This window comes from Paenibacillus sp. P46E (genome assembly GCF_001909095.1).
Lineage (GTDB): Bacteria > Bacillota > Bacilli > Paenibacillales > Paenibacillaceae > Paenibacillus_AQ > Paenibacillus_AQ helianthi.
This window is the reverse complement of record NZ_LVYZ01000066.1, coordinates 62,773-78,894: the sequence shown is the minus strand read 5'-3', so window position 1 is coordinate 78,894 and position 16,122 is coordinate 62,773. Positions and strand designations below refer to the sequence as shown.

Genomic DNA, 16,122 nt, shown 5'->3' with positions numbered 1-16,122 from the left:
AAGATAGGTGAGCTTTCTTATGAAAAAAGAAGTCATCGGATCCAGTCAATTGTTTGCCATGATAGTGCTGTTTGAACTGGGGACGGCCCTGGTTGTTCCTATAGGTCTGAAAAGCGGCCATGCGGTGTGGCTGTCCATATTAATGGCCCTGCCAGGAGGAGTACTGCTCTATCTGATCTACTACGATCTGTATCGTCAGTTTCCCGGACTGATCATGAGCGGCTATACACAAAAAATACTGGGTAAGGCCATTGGCTGGCCGCTGAGTCTGCTGTATATTCCGGTGCTGATGTTCAACGGCTCCCGTAATTTGCGGGAGGCTGGAGATCTGTTAATCTCGTCTACTTACGACCGGACTCCGATCCTGGTTATCAATGCAATTATGGTGATTGCGGTCATGTACATCCTGAACAAGGGGATTGAGGTATTCGCCAGGACAGCGGAAATTTATTTTTGGATCATCATGATCATGGGGCTGTTCTGCAATTTTATTGTTATCGCTGCCGGACTGGTGGACTTTAAGCATTTGTTTCCCCTTCAAGCCGACGATTGGTGGGATGCGCTAAGCTCTGCTTATCCCAGCATCTGGATTTTTCCGTTTGGGGAACTGGTTTGCATGACAACGGTTCTGCCTCATTTCAACAAACCCCGAAAAGCCAAAAGAGCAGGGGTCATGGCAGTGATCCTAAGCGGGCTGCTGCTCACTTTCACCCATGCCATTGAAATATCCGTACTTGGAGAAAATATATATAGTAGAGCGTCCTTTCCCATTTATACGACGATCACGCTGGTAAACGTGGCTAACTTTATCCAGCGTCTGGATGCCTTAGTCATTTTGACCCTGATCATCGGTGTTTTCTTTAAAATGTCGATCTATTGTTACGCCGCGACAGTAATCACTGCAGATTTGTTTAACGTTCAGGATTACCGGAAACTGGTTGTACCTGTTGGAGTCATTGTCTTGTTCAGCTCATTTGTGAGCGCTGAAAATTACGCCAGTCACTTGAACGAAGGGAGAGCGTTTCTGAAATACATTCTTCCGGTTCTCTGCGCGGTAATTCCTTTTCTACTGTTCCTTGTCCACCATGTGCGCAAACGGTTTGGCTGGTACCGTTAGCCTCATTGGCTGAGTTTCTTTTTCCTGTTGTAAGCATCCATCCCTAGTTGGATAAACGGAAGTAAGAAGAATATAATAATGACGGCCACCTCCTCGAAGGTAGTAGTGTTGAAGATCGAGGTAAGGAAGCTGAACGACATGGATAATGGGGTTCCGGTTAACCAATCCAAGGATATCGATATGGTCAAGCCCAGTAAGCCAAGTACGGCGTAAATATACAGGATTTTCATAAGTGTTGTTCTCCTTTTATCTTCAATGTAATGGTCTTGAAGACCGGGCAAGCAAAAGATATTATCCCCATCTGATGAGGCTGGTAACCAAGACTTTGCCCTCCGCAGTCCAGGAAAACCGGATTGTAAGCTATTGACGGGCATCGGGAGAATGGCTAGAGTTTAGAATGATCCTTATGCGGGGTATTAGTGTTCAGAAGGGGGTATACATTTAATGACGACCTGGAATCTGCAAGGAACGGTTAATCATCTGCTGATCTGCGGCGGCAGCAGCTGCAGAAAGAATAAAGGCGAAGAAGTAGCTGATGCCATTGAGGATGAAATTGAGAAACAGGGAGCGGCAAGTAAGATACATACCACAGTAACCGAGTGTAACGGAAGATGCTCGGACGCCTGTATAGTGATCTCATATCCGGAGGGAGTCTGGTATAGGGAGATGACGCCCAAGGCGGGCAAAAAGCTGGTGCGGAAGGTGCTCCAAGGGGAACAACTGGAGGATCATATCCTCTACACCTATGATGGCGGGCTGAAGGCCCAGACGGAGAAGGGTGCCAAGGGTAAAAAGAAGAAGTAAAAATTACACTGAATAAGATCAAAATACCGTCAAAGCGCTGACGGTATTTTTTTTATAATGAGAACAGAGAAAAGGGATTGATCTATAACAAAACCATTGAGGTGTGAGACATGGGGCAAAATATGGAGACTTTAACGCAAAAGCCGCCGGCTGTGCGGAATCGCAAAGGCTGGTCGCTGCAAAAGGGAGAAACGCTGTCTGGGCTGCTCTTTGTAAGCCCGATGCTGATCGGGGTAACGATTCTGGTGTTAATACCGATCATTGCCACCCTGGTACTAGGTTTTGCCGACTGGAATTTTGTGCAAGGCTTTGACGGTATCCGCTGGGTAGGGCTGCAGAACTTCAGCAATCTGCTGCGGGATGACATGTTTATCCGCTCGGTGCGCAACAATTTTATCTTTCTGCTGACAGTACCGGTATATTTGCTGGTATCCATGGTACTGGCGATATTGATTGACCGGTATGTGTACATGAAGGGTTATTTTAAAATCACTTACTTCGTCCCTTATGTATCGATGACCGTCGCCGTAGCGATTGTATGGCAGGTGCTGTTCCAGCCTTCATACGGCCCGATTAACGAAATGCTGAAGGCTATCGGGATTGCTGACCCGCCAAAGTGGATTGCTGATCCGCATTTTGCCCTAATCTCTATTATGATGATTTCGGTCTGGATCTCCATCGGCTTCAACATGATTATCTACATCGCCGGGCTGCAGTCCATTCCGAAGGATCTGTACGAGGCTGCCGAAATTGACGGAGCCAACGCCTGGACCAAATTCAGACGGATTACCTTTCCGCTATTGTCGCCCACGACCTTCTTCCTGCTTGTAACCGGCATCATTGCCACGTTTAAAGTGTTCGATGTGATCGCGGTGCTGACCCAGGGCGGCCCGATTGGTTCTACGACGATGATGGTCTGGTATTTGTATGATACGGCCTTTGTCAATCTTAAGGTTGGCTACGCTTCAGCGATTGCCGTTGTACTGTTCCTGTTCGTCATGCTGATTACGTTCGGGCAGTGGCTGGCAGAGAAGAAATGGGTCAATTACTAGACAGAGAAGTGAGGGTTAAGCATATGGAAAAACGTCCAGGCGCCGATGGGTTGAAAATCATAGTTACGGTGGTCATGTTTGCCGGCAGTGTGCTGTTCCTGCTGCCTTTTGTATGGATGCTGGTCACCTCGTTCAAGGTGGAGTCGGAAGTATTCGCCTATCCCATCCAGTGGCTTCCGAAGGAATGGAATGCGATAGAGAACTACAAAGCGGTATGGTTTGGTGATTATCCGTTCACTTTATACTACTGGAATTCGATCAAGGTTGCGGTGATTACCACAGCGGCATCCTGTCTAATCTCGGCCATGGCGGCCTATGGGTTCTCCAAAATCAAATTCCGGGCCAGCAATTTCCTGTTCATGATTGTGCTGGTAACGTATATGATTCCAGGGCAGGCAATCCTGATTCCACAGTTTATTATTTACCGCAACATCGGGCTGTTCGACAGCCATTTGGGTCTGGTGCTGCTCGGGACCTTCAGTGTGCTCGGGACGTTTATGCTGCGTCAGTTTTTTATGGGCCTGCACCAGGAGTTTATTGAATCAGCCAAAATCGACGGTGCCGGACATCCGCGCATTTTCTGGTCCATCGCCTTACCTCTGGTGAAGCCAGCGGTGGCCACGTATGCGATCCTCCGGTTCATCTGGACCTGGAACGATTATCAGAATCCGCTGATCTTCATCCGGAGCGACAAATTACTGACTCTGCCGATAGCGATCCAGAAGTTCACTTCTATGAGCGGAGAGTTCTATTCCCTGATTATGGCGGCGGCGGTATCTGCCATCCTGCCACTGATTATTATCTTTATCCTGGGACAAAAGAATGTCACCCAGGGCATCGCACTTGGCGGTGTAAAAGGTTAATAGAAGTAAAAATAATTCAATAAAAGTAAATATTGTTTCATGTGCCAAATGTAAGCGTATTCTATAATTCATTTGTGAGTCACTGATATAATCCAGGGAGGGTTCAATGATGATGAAAAGAAAAGGTTGGTCCGGGGTGATTGCAGGGGTTCTGATGTTAAGCCTGCTGGCGGGCTGCGGCGGGAATAACAGCAATAATAGTGCAAATGGCGGGGCGAACACAGATGCGGGCAAAGCAACGAACGGAGCCGCAGCCGGCAATACAGAGAAAACCAACCTGCGGCTCTATACTTATGGGACAGAGGAGGCTTACAACTGGAAGCACACGCTGGAAGCCTATGAAGCGGCCAATCCGGGGGTGATCATTGAGCTGGTGCAGCTGAGTGAAAAGGGCGATACCCAGGAAGCCTTCAAAAAACTGGATCTGGAGGCAGCCTCCTCCGCGCCTATGGATATCCTGATGTTCAGTGACGCAGCCGGATATGCCCAGCGCATCGCGCTGGGGATGGCTGAACCGCTGGATGAGTATATCGCCAAGGATGGCTTCAAGGTAGAAGAAGATTATAAAGTGGATACTCATTTGGACGGCAAGGTCTATGCGCTGCCGGGCAAATTCAATCCATGGTACGTGCTGTTAAACAAGGATAATCTGGATGAAGCAGGACTTGCCGTGCCAACCGACTGGACTTGGGATGATTTTGCCGACTATGCCCGGAAGCTGACAAAGGGCGAAGGAGCAGAGAAGCGTTACGGCGCATACTTCCATGGTCCTCAGGCAGGTGGCTGGATGGAATTCCTGAAGCTGAAGATGGAGAACCAGCCGCAGAACTCCGAGTTTCTGAAGGCGGACGGAACCTCCAATCTGGATGATCCGAACTTCAAGGCGACGCTCGAGCTGAGAATGAGAATGGAAAAACAAGATAAGTCATCCGTTCCTTATTCGGACATGATCTCCCAGAAGCTGGCTTACCGCACCCAGTTCTTCAACCAGTCTGCGAGCATGATTCTAATCGGAAGCTGGATGAACACGGAGATCGGCGGTACAGAAAAGGTGCCTTTGAACTTTAATGTAGCCGTAGCCCCATTCCCTAAGAACAACGCTGCTGATGAAAAGGGTCTGACACCGGTGACTACGGATTATGTGTCCGTTGCCGCCAAATCGAAAAACAAAGAAGCTGCCTATAAATTTGTCCGCTGGTATACAACCGAAGGCCAGCTTGTTCAAGGCAAGAATATTCCGGCCTGGAGCAAGGTAACGAGCGATCAGGTGCAGGGGATTATCGATACCATCCTGGCTGGTACCAAGAATCCGGAGAGGGTTGACAAGAAATCACTGGTTGACACGCTGGTGGCTTCCAAGGCGTCAGCGATCATTCCACCGGCTACCTACCAGGCAGAGGTCTACAAAGCCATTAACGAGGAGTATGAGAAGATGATCCTTGGGGATCAGGATGTGGATACGACCATCAAGAATTCCCAGGACCGTGTGAATAAAATAATTGCAGCCAATAAAAAATAATTTGCTATAATCATTTCATAGAATGTATACAAGATGAGTATATATTTTCCCGCAGAAACGGAAGTCCTTTTTCACTTGGGGGCCAAGCCGTTTCTGCTTGTTTCAGGGGTACATATTGAAGGGGGACACCGCTATGTTCAGCAGACTCAGGGAGCTCGCCCCCAAATCGATCCGTCACAAGCTGATTGTCGCATCCATTGCCTGTATTCTGGTTCCTGCGGCGCTCACGCTGCTGATCTACAATTCATTAACCCAGGAGGCCGTCAAACGGCAGGCTATTGCAAATGCAGAAGATTCCTTACAGCTGGTGAACGGCTCGGTGACGAACAGCCTGAAAGGGATGCTGACCATCGCCAATTATGTCCAGACCAATCCCGGATTGAAAGCGTATTTTAAGCTTGCCGCAGCCAACAATGTAAGCGGTAACGAATACCAGAGGTTCATGGACCAGAACCGGGTGCTCGAACAGCTCGATACCCTTACTGTCGTTGGCCAGAACAGTTATGTAACGATTCTGCTGACCAACGATAAATATTATATGAATTATTCTGTTAGCGATTACAATCCGCTCGAGTTGAAGAAGAAGCCCTGGTTCCGCAAGATGACAGAACTGAAGGGGCTGGAGTCTTACTGGGCTGGAGTAGAGCCCACTGAATTAGCCTACGACAAGTTTGATCATCCGTATCAGGTGACGGTGGCGCGAACGCTGCGCCTTGACAGCACCGAGATCTACGGGTATGCCGTTGTGACCATTATGGAGGATCAGCTTCATGATATTTTTGGCAATCTGTCGGCAGGACAGAAGGTGGTTCTGCTGGATGGAGAGAACCATGTTGTCTCCGGTGGAGATGCAGGGAGCATTGGCAAACCGTTTCCGTATGTAAATGCCGTGGATTCTTTACAGGCTTCAGAGGTCGTTACCATTGCCGGGGAGCGATATCTAGTTGTTCAGCAGCAGCTGTCCTTCAACGGCTGGCGGCTGGTACTAATGCAGCCTTACAAGGAGAGCATCGTGGATATCAGCTCTATATTTAACCGTGTGTTTGTCATCCAGCTGATCTCTTTTTTCGTCTTCCTGCTGCTGCTCATTACGCTTGTCCGTGCCTTTACGAAACCGTTGGTAAGGCTCGGCAAAGTAACAACTGCAGTGCAGCGCGGGAACCTGCTGGTGCGCTCCGGAGTCCGGGGCAATGATGAAATCGGGCGGCTGGGGCTGATGTTCGACCAGATGCTGGACCGGGTCAAGGAAATGATCGCAGAAGTCTCAGACACCCAGGCCCGTAAACGAAAAGCGGAGCTGAAAATGCTCCAGGCTCAGATCAACCCTCATTTTCTGTTCAACGTGCTGAACTCGATCCGTATGAAGGTCATGAAGCGAGGTGATCCGGAGAGCGCTAAAATGATCAGCTCCCTGTCCATGCTGCTGCGGATGACAATCAGCCGTGAAGAGGACGAGATTTTTCTGCATGAGGAGATTGATCTGGTCTCCCACTATGTCAGCCTGATGAATCTGCGCCAGAAGGAGGAGGCCCGGGTACAGCTGGATATTGATCCTAGGGCGTTTCTGATTAAGGTCCCGCGCTTTTTTCTTCAGCCGCTGGTTGAGAACGCGCTCATTCATGGGCTCAGCCAGCAGCCGGGCGTAATTAGTATCCGTGCGGATGTGGAGGAGAGCTATACGGTCCTGTCTGTAACCGATAACGGCCTAGGGATGAATGAAGCCCGGCTAGAGAGTATAGCTGGACGGATGCAGTCCGCAGGAACGGAGATGAGCCCCGGCAATGAAGAGCCCAAGGGTTCTTTCTCCGGGATGGGTATGTCCAATGTAGTGGAACGGATGCGGATGCTGTTCGGTGAGGATTTTGTCATCAATGTTCTCAGTGAAATCGGCAACGGGACCACGATAGAGATGCATATTCCGCACAGGGAGGAGATACGGGATGTATAAGGTGATGCTTGTGGATGACGATTATCCGGTGATCGAGCTGTTGTCCGAGAGTATCTGCTGGGAGGAGCTTGGCTTACGCCTGATGGGTACGCATGAGAACGGGGAGAGTGCCTGGGAGCATGCACAGCAGGAGATACCGGATATTCTGATTACGGATATCGGCATGCCGCGGATGAATGGACTTGAGCTGTCCGCCCGTATCAAAGAGCTGAGGCCGGGTGTGCGGATCGCGGTTTTATCCTGCCACAATGAATTTCAATATGCCCAGCAGGCGATGCGCCTCAATGTGCAGGATTATCTGCTAAAGGATGCGCTGGACCCGGAGGATCTTGTGCAGCTGCTGTGCAGATTCAAGGAATCCATGGATGAAGAGAATCGTGCGGGCTGGGAGACCTCCCGCATCCGGCAGCTGTTCGGAGAGACTAAGGAGCTGCGCAAGGAGCGGAGCATCAAGAATTTCATCCATCAGCCGTTGCTGTCACCGGAGAAATGGCTGGCTGAGGCTGCTGAATACGGACTGTTCCAGCAGGGGGAATTCTGCCTGCCTGTTATTGCCTACCTGGAGGATTACCGGCATGTGAAATACCGTTTCTCCTCGGATCAGACGCTGCATTTTGCTGTGAGTAATGTGATGAATGAAGTGCTGGACGGGATGAAGCCGCGCGGACTTTATATTGGCTACAATGACAAATCTTCGTTCCTGCTGTTCTCCTACAGGCCTGGTCTGCAGGGCAATATTTATGCGGAAGCCGCAGCCGGGCTGAAGATTATCCAGTCTACCCTGTCGAAGGTGCTGAAGGTCCGCATGTCCTTTATTACCGGAGAGGGCACCGGAACACCGGAAGGACTTAAGCAGCAGCTGAATGGGCTGCTGAACGGCGAAGAGCAGCGCTTCTATCTGATGCCAGGGGATACCGTTACGCGTAAGTCTGCCAATAGCACCGCCGCGGCGGGCAATTTGTTTGCACATTATGATCAGGCTGCTGTGGAGCTGCGGGAGGTACTGCTGGGCAGGAATGCAGAGCAGGCGCGTACCGTGACCGGCAAGTGGATCTCACTGATCCGGGAAGAGCGGTATCCTCCGGAGTCGGTCAAGGACTGGACGCTGAAGCTGCTGCTCGACCTGAAGCTGAAGCTGCACTCCCTCCAGTTCATCCGTCCGGCGTATTCGGCGGATACGCTGCACAAAGAGATCGTGGATATCGATTCACTGCCATCCCTGCGGGAATGGCTGGATAATCATCTGGAATCCATTGTTGCGGCGAAGGGGGCTGGCGCCGGGGGCAGCAAAAGGACCGAAGTCACCGAGGCCTGCCAATATGTTTCTCTTCGTCTGGGAACACGGATCAGTCTGGATGAGGTAGCAGATCATCTCCATTTGAACGCCAGCTATTTCAGCAGGCTGTTCAAGAAGGAGACAGGCACAACTTTTATCGAATATGTTACAAAACTAAAAATGGAAAGAGCCAAGGAACTGCTGGATGGAACAAATTTTACAGTTGGCGAGATCTGTGAACAGCTGGGGTATGACAACCAGAGCTATTTTATCAAGACTTTTAAGGTGCATGCAGGAGTAACGCCCGTTGAATACCGGGGATAACCGTGTGCCGTAGAGAGAGGCGACATAAGATGCTAAGATCCGAACTGCTTGCAACCGTACAGAATATGGAGCCAGCCGATATCCGGCTGTATTATCCTAATGGGGATTCAACCGGATTCTGGTCTACGGTAAGGAATTCACCGCTATATGCGGAGGAGGTCGCAGAAATTCTTGCGGAAGGGAACAGGCTCAGAGGGGAAAAGGTACCTGAGCTTACCTATGATTTGTTTACTGTTTTTGCCCGCACCGGATCCAGACTGGAGTATGAACGGCCCTATTTTGAACGCAGGAGAATGCTGAACACGTCAGTACTGCTGTCTCTGCTGGAGCCGGAGCAGGAAATCCATATCCATGCGGTCTGCGAGATAATATGGAGCATCTGCAACGAATACACATGGTGTCTGCCAGCCCATACCGGCAATAGCGGTATCCCGGAAACGATAGATCTGTTCTCGGCTGAAACCGGTTTTGCACTGAGTGAGATCAGCTGTCTGCTTGGGGACAGGCTTCCTGTTCTACTACATACGAGAATCAAAGAAGAGGTACAGAGACGGTTGTTCGGACCTTATCTGAACTCCGGGCCTTATCACTGGGAGACGGCAACGCATAACTGGGCGGCGGTCTGCTCGGGATCGGTCGGTGCGGCAGCGATGCTGATGCTGAAGGACCCGGAGACGCTTGCGGATATTCTGTTCAAGGTACAGGGGACCATGGAATATTATCTTCAGGGCTTTGGCCAAGACGGTGCCTGTCTGGAAGGGATGGGTTACTGGAATTACGGCTTTGGCTATTTCGTATATTACGCTGACCTGCTCCGCCGCAGAAGCCGGGGAGAACTGGATTGGTTCCGGCTCGAGAAGGTGAAGAGCATCGCTGCATTCCAGCAGAAATGTTTTCTTGGCGGTAATGTCGTAGCCAACTTCTCCGATTCGCAGCAGAGAGTCAGCGTGTCTTTGGGACTCAGCCACTATCTGGGCACCATCTATTCTGAAGTGGAATCGCCGCCTGTTTCGATTAGGGCTTCATATACAGAGGACCACTGCAGCCGCTGGGCACCGGCGGTGCGGAACCTGATCTGGCGCAGTCCGGTGAACAGCCGGAGCGAGTGGGCCAGCAGCAGCAGCTATTTACCGGATGCGGAATGGCTGGTTACCCGGAAGATTACTCCGGCCGGGGTATTCGGTTTTGCCGCCAAAGGCGGAAATAACGACGAGCCGCACAATCATAATGATCTTGGCCAATTTGTTCTGCTGGGGGATGACACGGTCTATCTCTCTGATCTCGGCAGCGGAGAGTACACGGCAGGATATTTCGGTGCAGAGCGGTATACCTATGATTGCAACGGTTCTCAGGGGCACAGTGTGCCTATTATTGACGGGCAGTATCAGCTGCCGGGTGCCGGGGCTTGTGCCAAGGTGCTGGAAGCTGAGGCAGGGGGGGATGAGAGTGTGCTGAAGCTGGATTTGACCTCTGCATACGGGTACAGACCGCTGGAGCGGCTGACGCGGTCGTTCAGTTGGCAGACCTCAGACATCCTTCCTGCACTTACAATGACAGACGATTTCCGGTTTGCCGAAGCCCCGGCGGCGCTGATGGAACGGCTAGTGACCTTCTGCCAGCCTGTGCTGGAGGAGGGCAGTGTTCTGCTGCGGGGCACGGGAGGAAAAGGTTTGCGTATCCTCTATAATACCGGTGCGCTCAGACCAGAGATTTCGGAGCATGTCTACAGCAATCATTTTGGCGAGGCCAGGACCTGGTACGGAATGGATTTCCACACCTCGGGGAAACCAGGCAAGCAGGAAAGCTATGAATTCGAGTTTCAGTTCATGGAGACATGATCAATTCCAAATAAATGAATGGCGGTGGCTAAAGATGATAGCAGAAACAAAACATGCGTGGGCAGAAGAAGCATGGCATCAGGCGCTGAAGAAGACACAGCAGAACAGCTTGCGGATCGGCGCAGGCTTCCCTCATGCGAGTAGGGGCGGACAATATGTACTGGAGCAGCCGTTCTGGTGGACGGCAGGCTTCTGGCCGGGTCAGCTGTGGCTTTTGTATAACGACAGCAGGGATGAGTCCTTGCGGGCTTTGGCCGAGCAATGCGAGGAACAGCTGGACCAAGTGCTGAATGAGTATGTCCGTCTGGACCATGATTTGGGCTTCATTTGGACCTTAACCAGTGTGGCTTCCTACAAGCTTCTCGGCAATGAGGTCTCCAGGATCCGAGCATTGAAGGCGGCGAATTACCTGGCGGGCCGCTTCAACCTGAAAGGCAGCTATATCCGTGCCTGGAACCCCTGGTATGAAGGCGAAGACAACAGAGGTTATGCAATTATTGACTGTGCGATGAATATGCCCCTGCTCTTCTGGGCGGCGGAGGTGACCGGAGACCCGCGCTACCGCCACATTGCTGAAGCGCATATGGATACGGTAGTGAAGCATTTCATCCGCCCGGACGGTTCAGTCTATCATATTGTCCGTTTCGATCCGGAGAGCGGGGAGTTCATTGAAGGCATTGGCGGTCAGGGTTATGCGCCGGAGTCTGCCTGGTCCAGAGGAACGGCTTGGGCCATTTACGGCCTGGCGCTTGCTTACCATCATACCGGCAAAACAGAATACCTGCATACGGCCCAAAAGGTTGCCCATTTTTTCCTGGCACGCCTGCCGGAAGATCATGTGCCGCATTGGGACTTCCGCGCACCCGGTGAAGCACGGAACTTCCGGGATTCCTCGGCAGGAGCCTGCGCCGCAAGCGGGCTGCTCCTCCTCGCGGACAAGCTTGGCGAACTGGAGGCACCGGTATACAGGGAACCTGCCATCCGGATATTGGAATCGCTATACCGCAATTACGGCACCTGGGACAATGATGCTGAAGAGGGTCTGATTCTCCATGGTATAAGCAATTACCCGGCTGGCACCAATATTGACGTACCCTTGATTTATGGGGACTTCTTCTATGTCGAAGGGCTGGCACGGCTGACGGGCAAGGGACCTTACTATTGGGAGTAAAAGAAACAGTTAGGGAGTGGTAATGATGGACAGCCAACTGCAGCGGACAAAAACCAATCCGCTGGAGCAATTAAAAGCTAATCCGCTGATCACCAAATCGGAGCTGCAGGAAGCCTTCCTGCAGCTTGCTCATCCGCTGAAATCACATTACAGCGAAGGGCATGCCCGCGTGAAGCTGGGCGTAACCGGAGTTCATTATGGTCCGGATATTGCGGAAATGGAGGGCTTTTCCCGTGTGCTGTGGGGATTTGTGCCTTTTCTCGCGGGAGGCGGGGAGGATGACATGTGGGAACTGATCCTGGATGGCATCAGGAACGGCACCGATCCCGGGCACCAGGAATATTGGGGCGAGGTCGCCGACTATGACCAGCGGCTTGTGGAAATGGCGGCGTTCGGCTATGCGCTGTCACTGATCCCGGAGCGGATCTGGACTCCGCTGAACAGCCAGGAGCGCGCCAATCTGTACACCTGGCTGAATCAGATGAATGCACATCCCTGCCACGATTGCAATTGGCTCTTCTTCAACGTACTGGTGAATCTGGGCTTTCGAACAGCCGGACTGCCTTATGACGGGCAGCAGCTTGAGAACAACCTGCGCCGGATTGATGATTTCTATCTCTCGGATGGCTGGTACAGCGATGGAATCGGCGGGCATATGGATTATTATGTTCCATTTGCCCTCCACTTCTACGGCCTGCTGTACGCTAAGCTGATGGGTGATGAAGACCCTGAGCGTTCCCGTGTGTTCAAAGAGCGGGCCGTAAAGTTTGCCGAAGAATTCATCCATTGGTTTGCCGGGGACGGCTCGGCTCTTCCGTATGGAAGAAGTCTGGCGTACCGGTTTGCGCAGTCTGCTTTTTGGGGTGCGCTGGCTTTTGCTGAGGTAGAGACAATGCCCTACGGGGTGATTAAGGGACTCATTCTTCGCAACATGCGCTGGTGGCTGAAGCAGGATATCCTGAATGAAGAGGGCGTGCTGACCATCGGCTATGCCTATCCGAACCTGGTGATGGCCGAGAACTATAATTCACCGGGCTCGCCTTACTGGTCTCTGAAGTTCTTCATGCCGCTTGCGCTGGAGGACAATCACCCCTTTTGGCTGTCTGAAGAGCTGCCGCTTCCTGAACTGAAAACGCTAGCTGTACAGCAGCCTGCACATTTGGTCATTTGCCGCCAGCCCGAGACGGATCATGTGGCCGCCTTCAACAGCGGTCATCTATCGACCAATGAGCATACACACACTTCCGCTAAATACGAGAAATTCGTTTATTCGACTGCCTTTGGTTTCAGTGTGCCCCGCTCGGAATGGGGAATTGCCCAAGGCGCGTTCGATTCCATGCTGGCACTTAGCGAGGCAGGGGATAATCTGTACCGGGTACGCCGGCAAAATATAGAGACACGGATCGAAGACAATATCCTGTACTCCCGCTGGAAGCCTTGGGCGAATGTGGAGGTGCAGACCTGGGTGGTTGCCGGTCTTCCATGGCATATCCGCATTCACCGGGTGCAGACGGGGCGGGCCTTGGATGCGGCAGAAGGCGGTTTTGCCGTGGCCCTGGAGCCGGCATTTCAGGAGCTCCGCTCCGCTGACGGATACGCGGTGACAGCTGTCAGCAGTCATGGTGTTAGCGGAGTATTGGGGCTAGCGGGCTACCGCGAAGCCGTGATGATCCGGCCGCAAACGAATACCAATGTCCTTCGTCCGCGGACGGCTATCCCGACTCTGCTGGCGGGCATCGCTCCAGGCACGCACTGGCTGGTCTCAGCTTTCTATGGGGAGCCGTGTCTGATGAGCAGTCTTGGCATGGAAGAACCCCGGAATGAAGATGGGACAGAAGCCGATGTACTTTCAGGAGACGGTCTATCTGTTAGAAATACTGACCCGCTGCTGCTTCTCGGCATCCAACTGACCGGATCTGAGATCAGAATAACATCTCATTGCGGCCGGAATCTTGTGATCCCGCTGGTTTAAGAGACTGAAAGGGAAAGCCTCAGATGAAGCTGGATAGCCTGACAAAAACTATAATGGATACGAACGGCCTGCTGCCAGAATAAATTGGCGGCGGGCTGTTTATTTTTGCTGGAGGGAGGTCTATGATGAAATGATAAGGAAAATTAAGGGGGAATGGTAATGTTTGAGAGCTTTGAGACGGGAGACGAAGTGCTGCAAAGTGAGGCGTTCATGAAGGAGGAGGTCCGGTATAATCTAATCCACCGGATTACCGAATATCCTGAAGCGATCCGGCTGACCACGTCAGACCGCAAGCTGATATTCACACAATCACAGGGGCATAATCCCTGGCTGTGGGTGTCCGGAGAGCTAGAGAGAGAGCAGCAGGAGCGTCTTGTGCAGCAGCTCGCAGAACGGGTACAGTTATATGAGTTTCCCGGGATTTCTGCCGAGCCGGAGATCGCGAAGACATTTGCGGAGGCTTTTTGTGACAGAAAGGGTAAGCTCTATCATACGAATATGATGCTGGAGGCTTATCATTGTCCGGAGGTACGGAAGCCTGCAGAGGTCCATGGATACCTGGAAAAAGCTAAGGTTGAGCAGGTTCCCGTGATTGCTGGATTTTTGACCGGGTTCATGGAGGATGCTTTTGGTGAGATGCTGCGGCCGGAGGATTTTTTGACGATAGCTGCTGAAGATGCCGCCTCCGGCGACTTGTACCTGTGGATGGAGGATCATACCCCCGTATCCATGGCAAAGATCACGCACCGCTCGGCCAGACATGCACGCATTAACGATGTGTACACCCCTGCAAGTCACCGCAAGCAAGGCTATGCGAGCGCATTGGTTGCAGCGCTTAGTGACCACCTGCTGAGTGCAGATTTAACACCGGTACTCTACGCAGACGGCAAAAATCCGGACTCCAACAAAGTCTACCAGTCGATCGGTTATATGAACGCAGGCCAAATTTCTGACCTCAAGTTTGATTAAAAGGATATTTGACTTGCTCCCCCCGTGTTGACTATGCTAATACAAAGTGCAAATAATCATACATATGATGAAGCAATTGTGTTAAGGGGGCGTGAGTGATGGAGAGGCTGCAGGTATGGCCGGAAAAGTTTAAAAAGTTTTTTCTGAATAACCGATTTGTGGTAACGCTGCTGATCGTACTGCTGATCGGGGTAAATATACTGGTGTTTGCCAAAATCCCGTTTATCTTCAAACCGATTTCAGTCTTGCTGCATACCGTGGCGGCACCTCTGCTGTTATCGGGGATTGCCTACTATCTGTTGAACCCTCTGGTGGACCGGTTAGAGCGGCGGAGCAAGATCAAACGGCCTTATGGTATCGTTATTCTGTATCTGATCATCGCCGGAATTATAACCCTGATCCTGCTTACGGTAATCCCGATGATCCGCACCCAGCTGGTAGGCCTGATTGATAATTTTCCTAAATACAGTGATCAGATCCAACAGGAATTCATCAACCTGACCGGCAGCAAGCTGTTTGGGCAGATTCAGGAGAATGTGGGGACGGATGTCAATGACCTTACAAGCAAAGTCACATCGTGGGGAACTTCTTTCCTGAACAATGCGGTGAACGGTGTCGGCAACTTTGTAGGAGCGCTGACGGAGATTGTGCTTGCCCTTGTAACTACCCCCTTTATTCTGTTCTATCTGCTGCGCGACGGCAAAAGGCTGCCGGATTACTTGATGAGATTTATTCCTACGGTATTGCAGCCTCAGACCCGCATGGTCATGTCAGAGATGAACAGCCAGGTGGCATCCTATATCCGGGGACAGATTATTGTCAGCTGTTGCATCGGCGCCTTGCTCTACATCGGATATTTGATTATCGGGCTTGAATATTCGCTGGTTCTGGCGATTGTCGCTGCCTGTACAGCGGTTGTACCTTATCTGGGACCTGCAATTGCCATTACTCCGGCCCTGATCGTAGCGCTGGTGACGTCTCCGTTCATGCTGCTGAAAATGGTGTTCGTATGGACGGCTGTTCAACTGATCGAAGGCAAGTTCATCTCTCCGCAGATCATGGGCAAGTCGCTGAAGATACATCCGATTACCATCATTTTTGTCATAATTTTTGCCGGTAAAATGTTCGGTGTGCTCGGAATCATTCTGGCGGTGCCGGGATATGCCGTACTGAAGGTGGTAGTTACCCATGTCTTCCAGTGGTTCCGTTTCCGCTCCGGACTCTATATACAGATTGAAGATAACAAGGAATAACGGGAAGAGGTAGATT

The 16,122-nt window shown here is 51.4% G+C and carries 13 protein-coding genes; 12 read left to right on the top strand and 1 reads right to left on the bottom strand.

Going from position 1 to position 16,122, the window contains the following annotated elements; translation table 11 throughout:
• The first annotated feature begins 19 nt into the window (after nt 1-19).
• Nucleotides 20-1,117 carry a GerAB/ArcD/ProY family transporter gene (locus A3849_RS24800; RefSeq protein WP_074113787.1) on the top strand — a complete coding sequence of 366 codons (1,098 nt, stop codon included), beginning with the start codon at nt 20-22 and terminating at the stop codon, nt 1,115-1,117.
• A gap of 2 nt (nt 1,118-1,119) precedes the next feature.
• Here A3849_RS24800 and A3849_RS34115 read toward each other — a convergent pair whose 3' ends face one another.
• On the bottom strand, nt 1,120-1,347 hold the full coding sequence (locus tag A3849_RS34115) for a YczF family membrane protein (protein WP_074113786.1): 228 nt from the start codon (nt 1,345-1,347) through the stop codon (nt 1,120-1,122).
• Between the two features lie 214 nt (nt 1,348-1,561).
• On the opposite strand from A3849_RS34115, the gene A3849_RS24790 reads away from it, so the two are divergent.
• The 11 genes from A3849_RS24790 to A3849_RS24740 all read left to right on the top strand — a co-directional run bounded on the left by A3849_RS24790 (nt 1,562) and on the right by A3849_RS24740 (nt 16,106).
• Complete coding sequence (locus A3849_RS24790) at nt 1,562-1,921, top strand: (2Fe-2S) ferredoxin domain-containing protein (RefSeq protein WP_074113785.1); 360 nt, start codon at nt 1,562-1,564, stop codon at nt 1,919-1,921.
• Between the two features lie 110 nt (nt 1,922-2,031).
• Entirely contained in the window at nt 2,032-2,973 is a 942-nt protein-coding gene (locus tag A3849_RS24785) for a carbohydrate ABC transporter permease (protein WP_074113784.1), read from the top strand.
• A gap of 23 nt (nt 2,974-2,996) precedes the next feature.
• The gene (locus tag A3849_RS24780; RefSeq protein WP_074113783.1) at nt 2,997-3,836 is read left to right on the top strand and encodes a carbohydrate ABC transporter permease; all 840 of its coding nucleotides are present in this window, start codon (nt 2,997-2,999) and stop codon (nt 3,834-3,836) included.
• A 109-nt stretch (nt 3,837-3,945) separates the two neighbouring features.
• Entirely contained in the window at nt 3,946-5,355 is a 1,410-nt protein-coding gene (locus A3849_RS24775) for an ABC transporter substrate-binding protein (RefSeq protein WP_074113782.1), read from the top strand.
• A 133-nt stretch (nt 5,356-5,488) separates the two neighbouring features.
• Nucleotides 5,489-7,303: a cache domain-containing sensor histidine kinase gene (locus A3849_RS24770; RefSeq protein ID WP_074113781.1), complete on the top strand. Its 1,815-nt coding sequence runs from the start codon at nt 5,489-5,491 to the stop codon at nt 7,301-7,303.
• Nucleotides 7,296-8,903 carry a response regulator transcription factor gene (locus A3849_RS24765; RefSeq protein ID WP_074113780.1) on the top strand — a complete coding sequence of 536 codons (1,608 nt, stop codon included), beginning with the start codon at nt 7,296-7,298 and terminating at the stop codon, nt 8,901-8,903. The genes A3849_RS24770 and A3849_RS24765 overlap by 8 nt, the downstream gene beginning before the upstream one ends.
• Before the next feature lie 29 nt (nt 8,904-8,932).
• Nucleotides 8,933-10,741: a heparinase II/III family protein gene (locus tag A3849_RS24760; protein ID WP_074113779.1), complete on the top strand. Its 1,809-nt coding sequence runs from the start codon at nt 8,933-8,935 to the stop codon at nt 10,739-10,741.
• A gap of 34 nt (nt 10,742-10,775) precedes the next feature.
• The gene (locus A3849_RS24755; protein ID WP_074113778.1) at nt 10,776-11,912 is read left to right on the top strand and encodes a glycoside hydrolase family 88 protein; all 1,137 of its coding nucleotides are present in this window, start codon (nt 10,776-10,778) and stop codon (nt 11,910-11,912) included.
• 25 nt (nt 11,913-11,937) lie between these two features.
• Entirely contained in the window at nt 11,938-13,884 is a 1,947-nt protein-coding gene (locus A3849_RS24750; RefSeq protein WP_074113777.1) for a DUF2264 domain-containing protein, read from the top strand.
• A 159-nt stretch (nt 13,885-14,043) separates the two neighbouring features.
• Nucleotides 14,044-14,853 carry a GNAT family N-acetyltransferase gene (locus A3849_RS24745; protein ID WP_074113776.1) on the top strand — a complete coding sequence of 270 codons (810 nt, stop codon included), beginning with the start codon at nt 14,044-14,046 and terminating at the stop codon, nt 14,851-14,853.
• A 98-nt stretch (nt 14,854-14,951) separates the two neighbouring features.
• The gene (locus A3849_RS24740; protein ID WP_074113775.1) at nt 14,952-16,106 is read left to right on the top strand and encodes an AI-2E family transporter; all 1,155 of its coding nucleotides are present in this window, start codon (nt 14,952-14,954) and stop codon (nt 16,104-16,106) included.
• The last annotated feature ends 16 nt before the right edge of the window (nt 16,107-16,122 follow it).

What these genes read in the sequence shown, in the direction of transcription:
- A3849_RS24775 (WP_074113782.1), top strand. Translation starts at nt 3,946, where the DNA reads ATGATGAAAAGAAAAGGTTGGTCCGGGGTGATTGCAGGGGTTCTGATG.
- A3849_RS24770 (WP_074113781.1), top strand. Translation starts at nt 5,489, where the DNA reads ATGTTCAGCAGACTCAGGGAGCTCGCCCCCAAATCGATCCGTCACAAG.
- A3849_RS24800 (WP_074113787.1), top strand. Translation starts at nt 20, where the DNA reads ATGAAAAAAGAAGTCATCGGATCCAGTCAATTGTTTGCCATGATAGTG.
- A3849_RS24790 (WP_074113785.1), top strand. Translation starts at nt 1,562, where the DNA reads ATGACGACCTGGAATCTGCAAGGAACGGTTAATCATCTGCTGATCTGC.
- A3849_RS24785 (WP_074113784.1), top strand. Translation starts at nt 2,032, where the DNA reads ATGGGGCAAAATATGGAGACTTTAACGCAAAAGCCGCCGGCTGTGCGG.
- A3849_RS24745 (WP_074113776.1), top strand. Translation starts at nt 14,044, where the DNA reads ATGTTTGAGAGCTTTGAGACGGGAGACGAAGTGCTGCAAAGTGAGGCG.
- A3849_RS24765 (WP_074113780.1), top strand. Translation starts at nt 7,296, where the DNA reads ATGTATAAGGTGATGCTTGTGGATGACGATTATCCGGTGATCGAGCTG.
- A3849_RS24750 (WP_074113777.1), top strand. Translation starts at nt 11,938, where the DNA reads ATGGACAGCCAACTGCAGCGGACAAAAACCAATCCGCTGGAGCAATTA.
- A3849_RS24780 (WP_074113783.1), top strand. Translation starts at nt 2,997, where the DNA reads ATGGAAAAACGTCCAGGCGCCGATGGGTTGAAAATCATAGTTACGGTG.
- A3849_RS24760 (WP_074113779.1), top strand. Translation starts at nt 8,933, where the DNA reads ATGCTAAGATCCGAACTGCTTGCAACCGTACAGAATATGGAGCCAGCC.
- A3849_RS24755 (WP_074113778.1), top strand. Translation starts at nt 10,776, where the DNA reads ATGATAGCAGAAACAAAACATGCGTGGGCAGAAGAAGCATGGCATCAG.
- A3849_RS24740 (WP_074113775.1), top strand. Translation starts at nt 14,952, where the DNA reads ATGGAGAGGCTGCAGGTATGGCCGGAAAAGTTTAAAAAGTTTTTTCTG.
- A3849_RS34115 (WP_074113786.1), bottom strand. Translation starts at nt 1,347, where the DNA reads ATGAAAATCCTGTATATTTACGCCGTACTTGGCTTACTGGGCTTGACC.